This window comes from Cellulomonas sp. GbtcB1 (genome assembly GCF_019091725.1).
Classification (GTDB): domain Bacteria; phylum Actinomycetota; class Actinomycetes; order Actinomycetales; family Cellulomonadaceae; genus Cellulomonas.
The window spans coordinates 49,074-65,491 of the sequence record NZ_JAGXJG010000019.1; the positions used below are offsets into that span (position 1 = coordinate 49,074).

Genomic DNA, 16,418 nt, shown 5'->3' on the forward strand with positions numbered 1-16,418 from the left:
CTAGGCCTGCGGGGCCGCCGCGAGGGCGTCGACGAGCCGGTGGCGGTCGATCTGCCAGTAGCCGACCCGCACGCCGTCGACCTCGACGACCGGCAGCAGCTCGCCGTAGGCCGCCGCGAGCGGTCGCCCGTCGCGCGCCGTGCCGCCCGCGTCGACGTCCACCTCGGCCCAGGACGCGCCGCGCTCGGCGGCCACCTCGGCCACGAGGTCGCGGGCGGCGTCGCAGAGGTGGCAGCCCGCGCGGGAGTAGAGGACGACGCGGGGCGGGGTCTCGGCTGGCGGGGTCGGCACGGCACGAGCCTAGGTCCGTGACTACAGTGGCGGCGTGCCCGAGCCCACCGAGCCCCTGACCGGCGCGCCCGCGCCGACGGCGCCGACGGGGCGCGTGGCCGCGTTCTTCGACGTGGACAACACGATCATCCGCGGCGCGAGCTCGTTCCACCTCGCCGTCGGCCTCTACCGCCGCGCCTTCTTCCAGCGCTCGGACATCGTCCGGTTCGCGGTGCACCAGATCCGCTACCTGACGTTCGGCGAGAACCGGCAGCAGATCGACGAGGTCCGCCAGCGCGCGCTCGAGATCATGCACGGCCGCTCGGTCGCCGAGGTCGTGGCGATCGCCGAGGACATCTACGACGAGGTGCTCGCGCTCCGGATCTTCCCGGGCACGCAGCGGCTGCTGGACCAGCACCTGCGCGCCGGCCACGAGGTCTGGCTGGTCACGGCCACCCCGGTCGAGATCGCCGACATCATCGCCCGCCGGCTCGGCGCGACCGGCGCCCTCGGCACGATCGCGGAGCACAAGGACGGCTTCTACACCGGCCGGCTCGTCGGGGACCTGCTGCACGGCCGCGCGAAGGCCGAGGCGGTCCGGGCGCTGGCCGAGCGCGAGGGCCTCGACCTGGAGCGGTCGTTCGCCTACGGCGACTCCACCAACGACGTGCCGATCCTGTCCGAGGTCGGCTTCCCGTGCGCCATCAACCCGGACGGCCGGCTGCGTAAGCACGCCGCCGAGGTCGGCTGGCCGATGCGGGAGTTCCGCGGCCGCCGCAACGCCACCCGCCGCGGGGTCGACGCCGCGACGGTCGCGGGCTCGGTGTGGGTGCTCGGGCTGGTGGTGCGGACCGCGCGGCGCGCGATCCGGGCCCGCTGGGGCGCGCGGTGACCACGGCCGGGACCGCCGGGGCGCCGGACGCGCCCGCGACCGCCGCCCCGGTGGTCCGCCGCGCCCGCGCCGACGAGGCCGCCCCGCTCGCCGACCTGGCCGCCGCCACGTTCCCGCTGGCCTGCCCGCCGTCGTCCACGCCCGAGGACCACGCCGCGTTCATCGCCGCGCACCTCACCCCCGAGCACTTCGCGGCCTACCTGGCCGATCCGACGCGCGACCTGCTGGTCGCCGACGCCGACGACGAGCTGGTCGGCTACACGATGCTGGTCGCGGGCGAGCCGTACGCCGCCGAGGTCGCCGCGGTCGTGCCGCTGCGCCCGACGGTCGAGCTGAGCAAGTGCTACGTGCTGCCCGGCCGGCACGGCGGCGGGGTGGCCGGCGCGCTCATGGCCGCGAGCCTCGACGCCGCCCGCGCCCGGGAGGCCGCCGGGGTGTGGCTGGGCGTCAACGGCGAGAACCTGCGAGCCCAGGCGTTCTACCGGCGCTCGGGGTTCGAGGTCGTCGGCGAGCGCACGTTCCAGGTCGGCGACCAGCGGCACCACGACCTGGTCCTGCACCAGGCCCTCTAGCCCGCCTGCTCCTCCGCGGTCGTCAGCACCGGCCAGCCCTCGGCGTCCCACGCGATCTCGCGCAGCCCGAGGGTCGGCGTCCCGCCCGTGGCCGCGTCGTAGTAGTGGTACGCCAGCACGCCGCGCGACGCCGACTGCCCGCCCGGGCCGACCCGGTCCCCGGCGGTCTCCAGCAGCACGTCCCCGCCGTCGAGCAGCAGGTCCGTGCCGTCGCGCGTGACGTACGGCCCGGTGACGTCCCGCGACCGCCCGACCGCGACCTTGTACGTCGAGTCGGTGCCCTGGCAGCACGCGTCCTGGGACACGAGCAGGTAGTACCAGCCGTCGTGCTCGACGACGTACGGGGCCTCGATCGCGTGCGGCGCCGCCAGCCGGCTCGCGAGCCCCACGGGCGACGCCCCCGCCGCCGCCAGCCCGTCCGGCCAGGCCAGCTCGACCACCTGGATCCCCGACCAGTACGACCCGAACAGCATCCAGGGCGTGCCGTCGGCGTCCTCGACGATGCCGGGGTCGATCGCGTTGTAGTCGTCGGCCGGCTCCGACCGCCAGACCTCGCCGCGGTCGACCCAGCCGTAGTCCGGGTCGTCAGGGTCGAGCGTCGGGCTGGTGCGCAGGCCGATGACCGACCGGTTCGAGCCGAAGGTCGACGCGGCGTAGTAGAGGTACCAGGTGCCGTCGTGCTCGACGAGCTCGGGCGCCCAGTAGTTCACGACGCCCGGGACGGCCTCCTGGGCCCACCGCGGCGAGTCGGACGGCCCCCACGCGGTGCCGAGGTACTCCCAGGTCGCGCCGCGGTCGGTGGACCGGCGGACCTGGACGGCGCCGGCGTTCTCCCGCTGGTCGCCGGTCGAGTACACGTACCAGGGGTCGTCGCCGTCGCCGACGACGAGCGCCGGGTCGTGCACGCCGACGTCACCCGCGACCGGGATCTCGGTGGCGGCGGGCGCGCCCGAGCGGGTCGCGACCGCCGCACCCCCGGCCCCCACGAGGGCGACCGCCGCCACCGCCGCCGCGACCAGCAGGCCGCGGCGGCGGGGACGGGGCGCGCGGGCGCCGGCGGCGTCGTCCTCAGGCACCGAGCCGGACGACGTTCCACGACACCGGCGGCACCCGGACGGTGAGCCGTCCGCCGTCGATCGTCGCGGAGTCGTTGTCCCGCGGCAGCACCGCGGTGTCGTCGTCGGCGGTGGCGACCCAGGTGTGGTCCGGGTTCGACAGGCTGGTGGCGCCGAGCACCCGCAGCCCGGGGATCGACCGGGTGTCGACCTCGAGGGTCACGGTCTCCGTGGTCGAGCGGTTGACCGCGAACAGCGCGACGGCGCCGGTCTCCGGGTCCCGGGTGGCCACGGCGTCGACCAGCGGGGCGTCGCCGAACTTCGCGGTCTCGTACGTCGGGGCGTCGATCGCCACCTGCAGCACCTCGCCGGTCGCGTACTGCGAGGCCTGCGCGAACGGGTGGAACGTCGTCTGCCGCCAGACGCGGCCGCCGGGCTCGGTCATGATCGGCGCGATCACGTTGACCAGCTGGGCGAGCGAGGCGGAGTGCACCCGGTCGGTGTGCCGGAGTAGCGAGATGAGCAGGTTGCCCACCACGACGGCGTCGGCGACGTTGTACTTGTCCTCGAGCAGGACCGGCGCGACCGGCCAGTCGTCGCCCGACGGCGGCACCGACTCGGCGCGCTTCTGGTACCAGACGTTCCACTCGTCGAACGAGATGTGGATCCGCTTCGCGAGCTTCTTGTGCGCGCGCACGCCGTCGGCCACCGCGGTCACCGAGTCGATGAAGTGGTCCATGTCGACGGCCGAGGCGAGGAACGACCCGAGGTCGCCGTCCTCCTCGGCGTAGTACGCGTGCGCCGAGATCATGTCGACGTGCTCGTAGGTCTCCGAGAGCACCGTCTGCTCCCACTGGCCGAACGTCGGGATCGGCACGCCGGACGAGCCGCAGGCGACGAGCTCGAGGTCGGGCTGGATCATCCGCATGGCGCGGGCGGTCTCGGCGGCGAGCCGGCCGTACTCGTGCGCGGTCTTGTGCCCGATCTGCCACGGGCCGTCCATCTCGTTGCCCAGGCACCAGAGCTTGATGTCGTACGGCTCGGCGGCGCCATTGGCCCGGCGCTGGTCGGACAGCGCGGTGCCGCCCTTCACGTTGCAGTACTCCAGCAGGTCGAGCGCCTCCTGGACGCCGCGGGTGCCGAGGTTGACGGCCATCATCGCCTCGGTGCCGGAGGCCTTGGTCCAGCGCATGAACTCGTCGACGCCGACGAGGTTCGGCTCGGTGGAGTGCCAGGCCAGGTCGAGCCGGCGGGGGCGCTGGTCGCGCGGGCCGACGCCGTCCTCCCAGCGGTAGCCGGAGACGAAGTTGCCGCCGGGGTAGCGGACCGTCGAGACGCCCAGCTCCTTGGTCAGCCCGATGACGTCGGCGCGGAACCCGTCGGCGTCCGCGGTGGGGTGCTCGGGGTCGTGGATGCCGGTGTAGACGCAGCGGCCGAGGTGCTCGACGAACGCGCCGAACGTCCGGCGCCGGACCGGCCCGACGCGGAACGCCGGGTCGAGGGTGAGGGTGACGGTGGTCATGTGGGGCACAGCTCCTTCGCTGTCCGATCTACATCGTTGTAGGACGATCGTGCCCGCCGGAGCGGGACCCGTCAACCATGGCACCGCAAGGCACCTACTCACCGCACCCCGGCCGTGACCAGACCGTTACTTGACCACCCCGCGTGACCCGTGCCACTCTCTCCAACGTTGTAGTGCAACGATGTAGAACACGAGGTCAGAGCCGCCCTCGCAAGTCCGGTCCGCCACCGACGGCCGACCGGCGCGCGCTCGACCTCGCCCGGTCCACCAGTGGAGGCAACGGCGCGATGACCACGAAGACCCTGCGGGCGGCGGCCCTGGCCCTCGCCGGGGCGCTCGCCCTGACGGCGTGCGGCTCCGGCGGAGGCGACGACGGCGGCGGCTCCGGCGACGGAGAGAGCCTGACGTTCATGTTCCGCGGCGGCGCGGACGAGAAGGCCGCGTACCAGGCCGCGATCGACAAGTTCACCGAGGACACCGGCGTGAAGGTCCAGATGACCGTGACCGACGCCGACCAGTACGCCACCAAGCTCCAGGCGGCGGTCTCGGGCAACAAGGTGCCCGACGTGTTCTACATCGAGCAGGCCAATCTGCAGTCCTACGTGGCGTCCGGCGTGCTGCTGGACATCACCGACCAGGTGGAGGAGGCCGGCGTCGACCTCGACAACATCTGGGAGTACGGCGTCGACTCCTACCGGTTCGACGGCACGCTGCAGGGCACGCCCGAGGGCCGGCTGTACGGCCTGCCGAAGGACGTCGGCCCGTTCGCCTTCGGCTACAACAAGACGATGCTCGAGGCCGCGGGCATCCCGCTGCCCGACCCCGACGTCCCGCTGAGCCTCGACGAGTTCCGCGACATCGCCAAGCAGCTGACCACCGACACCGACGGCGACGGCGCGGTCGACCAGTGGGGCACCGGCCTCAACGTGCAGTGGAACCTGCAGTCGATGGTGTGGAGCAACGGCGGCGACTGGACCAACGAGGACCGCACCGAGGTCACCGTCGACACCCCGGAGTTCGCCGAGGCGCTGCAGTACTTCGCCGACCTCACCACGGTCGACGGCGTCACCCCGAACGCGTCCGAGGCCGCGACCCTCGACACCTACCAGCGGTGGATGGCCGGCGAGATCGGCTTCTTCCCGGTCGGCCCGTGGGACGTCAGCGTCTACAACGACCTGGACTTCGAGTACGACCTGATCCCCTGGCCCGCCGGCAGCACCGGCGAGTCCGCCACCTGGGTCGGCTCGCTCGGCATCGGCGTCTCCGCCACCTCGGGCAACCCCGACGCCGCGGTGCAGCTCGCGACCTACCTGTCCGCCGACCCCGACGCCCAGCAGACGCTCGTCGACGCGAACATCCAGATCCCGAACCTGATCGACGTGGCCGAGGAGTGGGCCGGAGCGGCGGACGCGAAGCCCGCCAACCGCCAGGAGTTCCTCGACATCGTGCAGGACTACGGCCGCGCCATGCCGGCCTCGTTCACCTACGGCGCCGAGTGGTACGACGAGCTCTGGGTGAACATCCAGCCCGTGCTCGACGGCAAGCAGACCGCCGCGGACTACCTCGCCGAGGTCCAGCCCAAGATGCAGGCGCTGCTCGACGAGTCCAACGCCAACGCCGAGATGGCCGGCGGGGCCTGACCACCCCACCCCCGCTCCCCCGCCGCGCCGGCGCACCGCCCCTCCTCGGGCGGACCCGGCGCGGCGGGGCCGCCCTCGTGAAGGAGCACCGGGATGTCACGGACCACCGCTGAGCCCACCCCCGTCCCCACCGCGCCGGCCGCCGGCATCGTCCCGCCCGCCGGCGACGACCGCGGCTCCGCGCTGCACGCCCGGCAGGCCATGCGCCGCCTGCACCGCACCGAGCACCGCTGGGCCGCCGCGTTCGTCGCCGCCCCGGTGATCGGCTTCCTCGTCTTCACGCTGTACCCGCTGGGCTACGCGCTGTACGCGTCGCTGACCCGGTGGAACGGCCTGACGGCGCCGCAGTTCATCGGCCTCGACAACTACGTGGCCCTGCTCGGCGACGAGTACTTCCGCAAGACGCTGTGGAACACCGCGTTCTACATGATCGGCATCCCGATCGGCCTGGTGCTGGCGCTGCTGCTGGCCATCGCGCTGAACCGGAAGATCCCCGGGCAGACCGCGTTCCGCACCATCTACTACGTGCCCGTCATCTCGTCGCTGGCGGCCATCGCGATCGTCTGGCAGTTCGCCTACAACGGCGACTTCGGCCTGGTGAACCAGGTGCTGTCGTGGTTCGGGGTCGACGGCCCCGACTGGCTGCAGAACACCGCGACGGTGAAGCCCGCGATCATCCTCATGGCCGTCTGGAAGGGCCTCGGGTACTCGATGCTGCTGTACCTGGCGGCCATCCAGTCCGTGCCCCGCTCGCTCTACGAGGCGGCCTCCCTGGACGGCGCGAACGGCTACCACCGGTTCCGGTGGATCACGCTGCCGATGGTGCGCCCGGTGACGTTCTTCCTGGTCGTCACGAACGTCATCGCGGGGTCGCAGATCTTCACCGAGATCAACATCATGACGCCGACCGGCGGGCCCGAGTTCAGCTCCGCGTCGATCGTCTACTACATCGTCCGCAAGGCGTTCAAGTACCAGCAGATGGGCTACGCCACGGCGATGGCCGTCGTGCTCGGGCTGATCGTCCTCGTCGTCACCCTCATCCAGTTCCGCCTCAACCGGCGCAACTCGTTCAGCATCGACTGAAGGGGCTCCGAGCACTCATGAGCCGCAAGACGCCGATGGGCACCACCGCCCAGAACCGCGTGGTCAACACCATCCTGTTCGTCGTGCTCGCGCTGGGCGCGGTCGTCATGATCGCGCCGCTGCTGTGGATGGCGACCACCGCCCTCAAGACCAAGGCCGAGGTGTTCGCGCTGCCGCCGGTCTGGATCCCGGACGCGCCCCAGTGGGACACGTTCGTCCGGATGTGGACCGAGGCGCCGATCCTGTCCGGCTTCAAGAACAGCATCATCGTCGCCGGCACCGTCACGATCGTCGGGTCGATCACCTCGTCGCTCGCCGCGTTCGCGCTGGCGAAGATGCGGCTGCCGTTCAAGAACGCGATCTTCCTCGGTCTGCTGACCGGGCTGATGATCCCGTTCCCGACGCTGATGATCCCCCAGTTCGTGATGTTCTCGAAGATCGGCTGGGTCGACACCCTGCTGCCGCTGATCGTGCCGCTGCTGTTCGGCAACATCGTGATGATCTTCTTCCTGCGGCAGTACCTGTCGAGCGTGCCCGACTCCATGGTCGAGGCCGCCAAGATCGACGGGGCGTCCTACCTGCAGGTGTTCCGGAAGATGATCTTCCCGCTCATCCGCCCGGCCATCGCCGCGCAGTTCATCCTCTGGTTCATGACGATCTGGAACGACTACCTCGCGCCGATCCTCTACCTGAACACCGAGTCCAAGCAGACGCTGCAGGTGGTCATCGCCAACCTCAACGTCGAGTACGCCACGCAGCGGGACTACCCGCTGATCATGGCGGCGTCGTTCGTGGCGCTGCTGCCGATCCTGGTCGTGTTCCTGATCTTCCAGCGGCAGATCATCGAGTCGGTCGCGCTGACGGGGGCCAAGGGATGACGCTGACGGAGCCGGGCGCGGCGGTCGCGGACGCCGCGCTCGAGGCGACCGCGGGCTGGGGCGCGCGGCACGCGCACGACCCGACCGCGGTGCGCGACGACGACGGCACGTACTGGCTGTTCTCCACGGACGCCTCGGGCGCGGGGCCGCTGCCCCGGGCCGGGGTGCAGGTGCGCCGGTCCGAGGACCTGGTCACGTGGACCTTCCACGGCTGGGCGCTGGACGGCGTGCCCCCCGACGCGGCGGCCTGGACGGGGGCCGGGGGGCTGTGGGCGCCGGACGTCGTGCGGGTGCCGGACGCCGTCGCGGTGCCGGACGACGAGCGGTGGCGGATGTACTACTCCGCGTCGAGCTTCGGGTCCCGCACCTCGGCGATCGGGCTCGCGACGGCACCGCACCCCGCGGGGCCGTGGACCGACCGCGGGCTGGTTGTCACCAGCCGGCACGACGTCGACGGTCCCAACGCGATCGACGCGAACGCCGTGGTGGACGCCGACGGCCGGCACTGGCTGGTCTACGGCTCGTTCTTCGGCGGCATCCACGCGCTCGGGATCGACCCCGCGACCGGGTTCGTGCTCGGCTCGGGCGGCCGCCCGAGACCCGGCCCGGGCCTGCTGCTGGCCCGGCGGCCGCACGCGGTCGAGGCCGCGGTCGAGGGGGCGTTCGCGCTCCCCCGGCCGGGCGGCGGCTACGCCCTGCTCACGTCGTTCGACTCGCTGTTCGGCACCTACCACCTGCGGGTCGTCGCCGGGCCCTCCGTGACCGGGCCGTACGCCGACGTGCGCGGGCGGTCCGCGACCGACGTCGAGGCCGACCCCGTCGGCAGCACCGTGCTGGCCGGGCACCGGCTGGCGGGCGGGCGCGGCTGGCTCGCGCCCGGGCACGCGTCGGTGCTCACCGAGGCGCTGCCGGGAAGCTCCTCGCGGCAGCTGCTCGTGCACCACGTGCGCGACGCCGACGACCCGACCCAGCACGAGGTGCAGGTCCGGCGGCTGGTGTGGACGGCCGGCGGCTGGCCGCTGGTGTCGCCGCAGCCGTGGGCCGGCCCCGGCCGGGAGCAGGACGACGAGGCGGCGTGGCCCGCGACCGTCGCCGAGCTCGCGGGCACCTGGGAGGTGGTGACGTTCGCGCGCGGGGACGCGTTCACCGCGTCGGCGTCGCGGGTCGTGGGGGCCGAGGGGCCGCCCGGGGCCGTGGCGCTGGGGCGCGGGCGCTTCGCGTGGGACGGGTCCGCCGACGGGGGCGGCCGCCCCGTGGAGGCCGTGGCGTTCCCCGCCTGGGACGGGGTACGGGGTCGGGCGACGCTCGCCTGCGCGGCGCTCGACACCGGGACCGGGGTGGTGGCCGTGGGCACGCTGGTGGAGCCGACGGGGTCGGGGTCGGCGGGTGCCGGTCCGGCGGTCGTGGAGCCCGCCCCGTGAGCGCCGCGACCGAGGCCCGGCGGCGCGTGCCCGTGCACGAGGGCGGCGAGGACGTCGGCGGCTGGGCCGGGGCGGTGATGCGCTGGCTGCGCGTCGCGGCCCGGCTGGTCGCCGTGAACCTGCTGGTCCTGGCCGGCGCGCTGCTCGGCGGCGGCGTCCTGGGCCTGCTGCCCGCGCTCGCCGCGGCGGCGACGGTGCTGGGGGCCGTCGCCGCGGGCGAGCCGCCGGAGTCGGTGTGGCGCGCGTTCTGGTCGGAGTACCGGGCCGGGTTCCGGCGCGCCAACCGGCTGGGCTGGCCGCTGCTGGTCGTGGGCGCGGTGCTCGTCGCGGACGCGCTGGCGCTGCCGGTGCTCGCGTCGGCCACGGGGTCGACCGGCCCGGCCGCGGTGGCCGCCGCGGGGCTGCTCGCGCTCGGCGCGGGGCTGCTCGTCGTCGGCGCGTGGTTCCTCGCGGTGCTGCGGCGCTACGACGAGCCGTTCGGCCGCACGTGGCGGTTCCTCCTGCTGGCGCCGCCGACGTCCCCCGGCACCGCGCTCGCGGTGCTGGTGACGCTGGGCGCGCTGGCGTTCGCGGGCTGGCACCTCACGTTCCTCGTCCCGCTGGCGAGCGTCTCGGCGGCCGTGCTCCTGACGGGCGTCCTGGTCGACCGCCGCCTGGACGCGATCGACACCCCGAACCGCTGACCCCGGGGTCCTCCCCTCGAGTGGAGCGTTCTGCCCGACACGCCCGGGGTGTGTCGGGCAGGACGCTCCACCCATCTCCACCCGGGGGCGCGGACGGGCGAGTGGGGCCGTCGACGGGCGGGGCCGGGCGCGGTCGGCGAGCATGGGGCGTGGCCTCCGACCTGCACGCGAGCACCCCCGAGAACGCGACCGGGAGCACCCCGGCCGGCCCCGCCGAGCACGGCCGACGCCCGACCCGCGGCCGGTGGCTCGTCGCCTCGACCGAGTACGCCGGGCTCACCCCGTACACCGGCGGCATCGGGCGGCACTACGCCTCGCTGCTGCCGGCGCTCGTCCGGCAGGGCGCGGCGGTCGACCTGCTGGTGCTGGCGGACGGCCCCCTGCTCCCCGACCCCGACCTCGGCGGCGTCCGGCTGGTCGGCCACGTCCGCCCGCCGCGCGCGCGGGTCCCCGCGCTGCTCGCCCGCGCGGCCGCCGTGCGCCGCGTCGCCCGCGCCGGCCGCTACGACCGGGTGTTCCTGCCCGAGTGGGCGGCGCTCGGGGTCGGGCTGCCGGCCGGGGCGCCGCTGCTGACCAACCTCGCGACGAGCACCCGGCTGGCGAACGAGGTCGCGGGCTTCACGCCGCGCTCGTTCGGGCCGCGCGGCGGGGCCGTCGTCGCGGTGCAGAGCCGGCTCGAGGACCGGCAGGTGCGGCGGTCGGCGGGCCTGGTGGCGATCTCGCGTGCGATGCTCCGGTGGACCGAGGGCGCGTTCACCGGGCTGCCGCCCGCGCGGGTGGTGCGGAACTGCATCGACGTGGCGCACGTGCGCCGTGCGGCGGGGGCGGCGGCGCTGCCCCCGGGCTGGCCGCAGGACGGGTCACCGGTCGTGCTGTTCCTCGGCCGGCTCGAGCGCCGCAAGGGCGTCACCGACGCGTTCGCGGCGTTCGCGGAGGTCGCACGCCGGCACCCCACGGCGCGGCTGGTGCTGGCGGGCGCGAGCGGGGACCGGCGGTTCGAGCCCGACCGTCCGACCCTGCTCGGGATGCTGCCGCCCGGGGCCCGCGACCGGGTGACCTGGCTCGGGCACGTCGACGACGACACGCTCTACCGGGCGGTGCGGGAGGCCGCGGTGACCCTGTGCCCCTCGCGCTGGGAGGGGTTCGGCAACGCCGCGCTGGAGGCCAAGGCGATCGGCGGCGCGGTCGTCGTGACGACCGGCAGCGGCTACGACGACTTCTGCACCGACGGCGAGGACAGCCTCATGGTGCCGCCCGCCGACCCGGCCGCCCTGGCGGGCGCGGTGCTCCGCCTGCTCGACGACCCGGTGCTGGCCGCGACCCTCGGCGCCCGGGCGGCCGCGGGCGCGGACCACTGGACCGCCGACCCGGTGGCGGCCGACCTCCTGGACGCGGCGGACGCCCTCCTGGGCCCACCCGTCGCCTGACCCCGCTCGCCCCCGCCCCCGCCCCGCCCCCGCGCCGAGAGCGCAGTCGACACGTCCAGCGAGTAGCCGGCGACTACTCGCCCAACGTGTCGATTGCACTCTCGCGATCGAGGGGACGCGCGCGACGCACCGAGGGCGACGCGCGCCGGGCGCGCCGCGCGGGCGCGCCGCGCGGGCGCGACGCGCGGGTCAGGCGCGGTGCCAGGTGGTGCCGTCCCAGCGGATCGCGCCCGCCTCCGCGAACGCGCGCAGCCAGCCCTCCATCGGCCACCGGCCCCAGCGGCGCGCGAACCGCGCGCCGTTGCGCAGGACGTCGTCCAGGTGCTGCCACGGCGGGCTGCTCGTCGGGTGGTGCTGGTGGTAGGCGTGCGCGCCGCCGACCCAGGCCAGCGGCACACCCGCCGCGCGCAGCGCGTAGCCGTAGTCGGTGTCCTCGCCGCCGTAGCCCTCGTACCCCTCGTCGAACCGGGGGCCGTCCGCCCAGCGCCGCGCGGTGAGGGCGAACGACAGCGACCAGAACAGGTCGTACCCGCCGTCCCCGGCCACGACGACCTCGCCGTCCGCGGGCGCGGGCCGCGCCGGGTGCGGGCGGGTGGCGGCCGCGAGCGCCGCCGGGTCGTCGACGACCGCGCCGGCCGGCAGGTAGGTGACCGGCCCGCACAGGACGGCGTCCGGGTGCACGTCGGCCGCGGCGGCGTACCGGTCCAGCAGGTCGGCCCCGGGCACGCAGTCGGCGTCGAGCAGGACCAGCAGGTCGGCGCCGAGCGCCACCGCCCGGTCGGCGCCCGCGTTCCGCGCCGCCGCGAGCCGCAGGCCGTCCGGCCCGGGCGGTACCCGGAGCACCGCGTCGGCGTCGAGGGCGGGCGGCTCGTCGGCGCCGACCCACACGACGACCGCGAGCACCGCCGGGTCCCGCCGGACCGCCGCGAGCTGGCGCCGCAGGTGGTCCACCCGCGGGGCCGAGCACAGGGTCACGACGGCCCGCCGACCCGCCCGGCGGGGCCCGTCGCTCCCGGGAACGCCGGACGCGCCGGGCACAGGCCCGCGAGGCACGGACGTCCCCTCCCCGGACGCGGCCTCCCCGGCCTCCGTCACCACGCGCCCCGCCCGCGCGCCACGTCCGCGATCGCCTCCGCGGCCCGCGCCGCCGCGCCCGACGTCCCCCACACCGACCAGTCGGGCTCCAGCGCCTCGGCCCGCTCGAGCACCTCGGGCCAGCGCGCCGGCTCCGGCCACGCCGGCTCGACGACGGCGAGCCCGGCCCGCCCCAGTGCGCGGGCGGTGACCGCCTGCTCGTCGAACGGCCGGTCCTGCGGCACGACCACGGCCCGGGCCCCGGCGACAGCGAGGTCCGCGACCGAGTTCTGCCCGGCGTACGACACGACGGTCCCGGCGGACGCCAGCGCGTGCCACGGGTCGTCCGTCCACGTCCCGCCCGCCCCGAGCGCCGTCCACCGGTGACCGGGCGTCACCCGCGCCGCGGCGTCGAGGTGCTCCGCGGTCACGCCCGAGCCGCCCCGGCCGCCGAGCACCAGCACCCCGTGGCGCTCGCCGGCGGGCACCTCGCGGCCGTCGAACCGGCTGATCCCGCCCGTGAACACGACCCGGTCGCGCACGGCGTCCAGGTGCGGGGCGGGGACGACGTCGGCGGGCCACGGCGCGAGCACCCGGGCGGCGGCGCGCAGGCCGAGGGCGTGCGGCTCGTCGTCGCGGACCCCCGGCTGCGCGACGAGCACCGGCGGGACGCCGAGCAGCCGGGCGAGCACGGTGACCTCGACCGACACGTCGACGACCACCGCCGCGGCGCCCCGGGTGTCGAGCTCGCGGGCGATCCGCGCCAGCCGCCCGCGGTGGCCCGGGTGCAGCAGCGGCGCCCAGTGCAGCAGCCCGCCCGCGGCGGGGTCGGCGTCGGCCGGGCTGCGGCCGGTGCCGGGGTCGGGCTCGTCGTCGCGCTCCAGGCGGACCCAGTCGACGTGCGCGGGCAGCCCCGCGGGCTCCGGCAGCGTGCTCAGGGCCACGACCTCGGCGTCGAGGTGCGGCGCGACGGCGCGCAGCCGGCCGAGGTGCCCCGACCCGTGGTGGTGCACGTACCAGGCGACGGTCGGCCGGGTCACGCGATCAGCTCCGCGCCGGTGCCGCGCTGGGCGACCAGCGCGCGGAACACCCGCTCCAGGGCGTCGACCCGGGCGTCGAGCCCGTAGTGCCGGCGGGCCGAGGCGCGCACGGCCACCCGGAAGCCCGGCTCGGCCGCGGCCCGGGTGGCGAGCCGGCCCGCGGCGTCCGCGAGGGCGGCCACGTCGCCCCGGGGCACGGCCGACATGCCGGTCGCGGTGCGCGCGATCTCCCGGATGCCGCCGGCCCCGAACGCCGCGACCGGCGTGCCGCACATCAGCGCCTCGGGACCTACGAGCCCGAACGGCTCCTCCCAGGCCGGCGTCCCGAGCGCGCACGCGCTGCGCCCGATCAGGCGTGCGAGGGCGGGCTGCTCCAGCAGGCCGACGTACCGGACGCCGTCGCCGACGTGCGGCAGCACGTGCCGCTCGGCGTACTCCCGGTCGCCGATCCGGCCCGCGATGGTCAGCTCGCGGCCGAGCAGCCGCGCCGCGTCGATCGCCAGGTGCGGCGCCTTCTCCGGCACGAGCCGGCCGGACCACACCAGGCCGTCGCCACCCGGACCGGCCGGCCAGTCGGCGGCGTCGATCCCGTTCGGGAGCACGGTGGCGTCGACGACCGGCGCCCACTCGCGCCGGGTGTGCGCGCTGACCGCCAGGAACCGGGTGCCGCGGGCGTGCGCGGCGGCGTCCACCAGCTCCGGCTCCAGCGGCGTGTGCAGCGTCGAGACCATCGGCACCCCGAGGTCCGCGGCTCGGCGGAGCGGCAGCCCGTGCAGGCAGTGGTTGGAGATGACGTCGTACCGTGCCGGGTCCCGGGCGACCACGTCGAGCGCGCGGTCGAGCGCGGGGACGGACCGCTCGAGGTACGCGTCGGGGTAGTGCGAGTCGGTGGCGCGGGCGCCCGCGGGCCAGTCGAGGGTCGGGAGCGCGAACTCGGCCGGCCCGCCCTCGAGGAAGTCGGAGCCCTGCACCGCGATGAGCGAGACCTCGTGCCCGCGGGCGCGGAGCGTGCGCACCTCGTTCCACACGGCCGACTCCAGACCGCCGGCGTGCGGCTGCCGGATCGGGAAGCGCAGCGGCGCGACGACGACCACCCGCAGCGGGGAACCGGTCACCGGGACCCCCCGGCGAGCAGGTCGCGGTACAGCGCGGCGTGCTGCTCGGCGGCGGCGCGGTCGGCCGTCAGCCGCTCGGCGCGCCGGTCGCGGACCAGCGCGGCGCGCTCGGTGGTCCCGGGACGGGTCGACGTCTCGGCGGCGAGCAGCCGGCGGAGGGCACCCGCCAGCCCCGCGGCGTCGCCGACCGGCCCCGACGTCTCGACCGAGCCGTCGGGGTGCTGCTCGGCGTAGTAGCCGACGGCCGGCGCCGCGACGGGGACGCCGAGGTCCCAGCAGAGCTCCAGCCAGCCGGAGTGCGTGCCGTGCGCGTAGGGCAGGACGCACGCGTCCAGCCCGGCGAGCGCGGCGGCGAGCGCGTCGTCGTCCAGCCGGTCGTGCTCGACCAGGTCGACCGCCGAACCGGCCGCGGCGCACAGCGCGCGGACCTCCGCGCGCGCCGCCTCGTCCCGGACGGCGCGGTGCAGCCGCACCTCGGCCCGGACGGCCACGCCGGACGCGCGCAGGTCGGCGACGGCGGCCAGCAGCGCGCGGGTGGCGGCGGGGGCGTCGACGTTCGGGCGGAGGTCCTTGAGGTGCAGGCCGACGACGCGCTCGCCGCCGGGCGCCGGCGCCCCGCCGCCCTCGGGGACCTCGCCCAGCAGCCGCGGGTGCGGCACGACCCGCGCGTCCCGTCCCCAGCGCGCGCGGATCTCGGCGGCCGCACCGGGCGTGAGCGTGACCAGCGCGTCGGCGCCGGGCACCAGCACGTCGAGCTGCGCGCGGTACCCGTCCTGGTCGGTCAGCTGGGGGTGCTCCAGGTCGTGCACCGTGACCACGACGGGCCAGCCCTGCTCGCGCGCCGCGGCCAGCGTGCGGGCCAGGTGCTCGGGCGCGAACGACTCGGTGCCGAAGTGCACGTGCAGCAGGTCCGCCTCGGCGGCGTGCGCCCGCACCCACGCCGGGTCGAGCACGACGGGCGGCCACCAGCGGCCCGGCTCCGCGCCCGGCGGGGTGGGATCGGGTAGCAGCTCGACCCCGGCCGCGGCCGTGACCCGCGCGACGTACGGGTGGCCGGCGGGCACGGAGGCGACGCGGACCGTGCGGCTCGTGGACCGCGGCGCGCCGGCGGTCGGTGCCAGGAGCTGCGACATGCGGTCCTCTCGTCGTCGCGGGCGCGCTGCCCGGTCCCCGAGCAGCGCGGCGTCGCGGTGGTGCGGGAAGTGTCGCGCGGTTGCCGCCTCCCCGCGACTCGACCACGATTGCCGCGATGACCAGGACCGACACCCCCGCGCTCCTCCTCACGGGCCCGCCGCGGCACGGCGTCGTCCGGTACGCGGGCGACCTCGCCGCGCACGTCCGCGCCCTCGACGCGGACGCACCTGTGCTGCGCGTCGAGGACCCGGCCGACCTGCCGGCCGCGGCCGCCGGGCTGGGCCGGGCGCACCTGCACGTCACCGACCGGCTGCTCGGGCCCTCGCCCGACGCGGCGGCCGACGTGGTCGAGCGGCTCGCGGCGGCGTGCCGGCTCACGGTCACGCTGCACGATGTCCCGCAGGAGTCGGACGGCCCGCGCAACCTCCCCCGGCGCACGGCGGCGTACGCGCGGGTCGCCGCGGCGGCGGCCGGGGTCGCGGTGAACAGCCGGCACGAGGCGCTGCTGCTCGCGGAGCACGGGGTGCTGGCCGCCGGGCGCGCGCAGGTCGTGCCGCTCGGCGCCGCCGCCCCCGCCGGCGCACCCCTCGGCTCCCACGTCCCGCCCGGCAC

The 16,418-nt window shown here is 75.9% G+C and carries 15 protein-coding genes and 1 pseudogene; 9 read left to right on the forward strand and 7 right to left on the reverse strand.

Features of this window, described 5'->3' with window-relative positions:
- Positions 1-291, reverse strand: coding sequence for a glutaredoxin family protein (locus KVT14_RS09130; protein ID WP_217615370.1), 291 nt, complete (start codon positions 289-291; stop codon positions 1-3).
- Between the two features lie 34 nt (positions 292-325).
- Between KVT14_RS09130 and KVT14_RS09135 the strand changes: the two genes are divergently transcribed.
- Together KVT14_RS09135 and KVT14_RS09140 are read left to right on the forward strand one after the other, a co-directional pair.
- Positions 326-1,162, forward strand: a complete 837-nt coding sequence (locus tag KVT14_RS09135) for an HAD family phosphatase (RefSeq protein WP_147795371.1) — start codon at positions 326-328, stop codon at positions 1,160-1,162.
- Entirely contained in the window at positions 1,159-1,734 is a 576-nt protein-coding gene (locus KVT14_RS09140) for a GNAT family N-acetyltransferase (RefSeq protein WP_308160985.1), read from the forward strand. The genes KVT14_RS09135 and KVT14_RS09140 overlap by 4 nt, the downstream gene beginning before the upstream one ends.
- Here the strand turns inward: KVT14_RS09140 and KVT14_RS09145 are convergent.
- Both KVT14_RS09145 and KVT14_RS09150 read right to left on the reverse strand, forming a co-directional pair.
- Positions 1,731-2,810: an arabinan endo-1,5-alpha-L-arabinosidase gene (locus KVT14_RS09145; protein WP_308160986.1), complete on the reverse strand. Its 1,080-nt coding sequence runs from the start codon at positions 2,808-2,810 to the stop codon at positions 1,731-1,733. The two genes, KVT14_RS09140 and KVT14_RS09145, sit on opposite strands and share 4 nt — an antisense overlap.
- Entirely contained in the window at positions 2,803-4,311 is a 1,509-nt protein-coding gene (locus tag KVT14_RS09150) for an alpha-N-arabinofuranosidase (RefSeq protein ID WP_217615371.1), read from the reverse strand. The genes KVT14_RS09145 and KVT14_RS09150 overlap by 8 nt, the downstream gene beginning before the upstream one ends.
- Positions 4,312-4,598: 287 nt before the next feature.
- Between KVT14_RS09150 and KVT14_RS09155 the strand changes: the two genes are divergently transcribed.
- From KVT14_RS09155 to KVT14_RS09180, 6 genes are all read left to right on the forward strand, one after another.
- Positions 4,599-5,951, forward strand: coding sequence for a sugar ABC transporter substrate-binding protein (locus tag KVT14_RS09155; RefSeq protein WP_217615372.1), 1,353 nt, complete (start codon positions 4,599-4,601; stop codon positions 5,949-5,951).
- A gap of 93 nt (positions 5,952-6,044) precedes the next feature.
- Positions 6,045-7,034, forward strand: coding sequence for a carbohydrate ABC transporter permease (locus tag KVT14_RS09160; RefSeq protein ID WP_217615373.1), 990 nt, complete (start codon positions 6,045-6,047; stop codon positions 7,032-7,034).
- A gap of 17 nt (positions 7,035-7,051) precedes the next feature.
- Positions 7,052-7,912, forward strand: a complete 861-nt coding sequence (locus tag KVT14_RS09165; RefSeq protein WP_210417261.1) for a carbohydrate ABC transporter permease — start codon at positions 7,052-7,054, stop codon at positions 7,910-7,912.
- Positions 7,909-9,333: an arabinan endo-1,5-alpha-L-arabinosidase gene (locus tag KVT14_RS09170; RefSeq protein ID WP_217615374.1), complete on the forward strand. Its 1,425-nt coding sequence runs from the start codon at positions 7,909-7,911 to the stop codon at positions 9,331-9,333. Before KVT14_RS09165 ends, KVT14_RS09170 begins: the two co-directional genes overlap by 4 nt.
- On the forward strand, positions 9,330-10,016 hold the full coding sequence (locus KVT14_RS09175; RefSeq protein ID WP_217615375.1) for a YesL family protein: 687 nt from the start codon (positions 9,330-9,332) through the stop codon (positions 10,014-10,016). The genes KVT14_RS09170 and KVT14_RS09175 overlap by 4 nt, the downstream gene beginning before the upstream one ends.
- 149 nt (positions 10,017-10,165) lie before the next feature.
- A complete protein-coding gene (locus KVT14_RS09180) occupies positions 10,166-11,443 on the forward strand; it encodes a glycosyltransferase family 4 protein (RefSeq protein WP_217615376.1) in 1,278 nt (425 codons plus the stop codon).
- A 189-nt stretch (positions 11,444-11,632) separates the two neighbouring features.
- Here KVT14_RS09180 and KVT14_RS09185 read toward each other — a convergent pair whose 3' ends face one another.
- The 4 genes from KVT14_RS09185 to KVT14_RS09200 all read right to left on the reverse strand — a co-directional run bounded on the left by KVT14_RS09185 (position 11,633) and on the right by KVT14_RS09200 (position 15,805).
- Positions 11,633-12,418, reverse strand: coding sequence for a glycosyltransferase (locus tag KVT14_RS09185; protein ID WP_308160987.1), 786 nt, complete (start codon positions 12,416-12,418; stop codon positions 11,633-11,635).
- Positions 12,419-12,534: 116 nt separating this feature from the next.
- Positions 12,535-13,557, reverse strand: a complete 1,023-nt coding sequence (locus KVT14_RS09190; RefSeq protein ID WP_217615377.1) for a glycosyltransferase — start codon at positions 13,555-13,557, stop codon at positions 12,535-12,537.
- Positions 13,554-14,672, reverse strand: coding sequence for a glycosyltransferase (locus tag KVT14_RS09195; RefSeq protein WP_217615378.1), 1,119 nt, complete (start codon positions 14,670-14,672; stop codon positions 13,554-13,556). Before KVT14_RS09195 ends, KVT14_RS09190 begins: the two co-directional genes overlap by 4 nt.
- Positions 14,669-15,805 carry a glycosyltransferase gene (locus tag KVT14_RS09200; protein WP_217615379.1) on the reverse strand — a complete coding sequence of 379 codons (1,137 nt, stop codon included), beginning with the start codon at positions 15,803-15,805 and terminating at the stop codon, positions 14,669-14,671. Before KVT14_RS09200 ends, KVT14_RS09195 begins: the two co-directional genes overlap by 4 nt.
- Positions 15,806-15,921: 116 nt before the next feature.
- Here KVT14_RS09200 and KVT14_RS09205 point away from each other — a divergent pair.
- A pseudogene (locus tag KVT14_RS09205) lies at positions 15,922-16,418 on the forward strand (hypothetical protein); the annotation flags it as partial.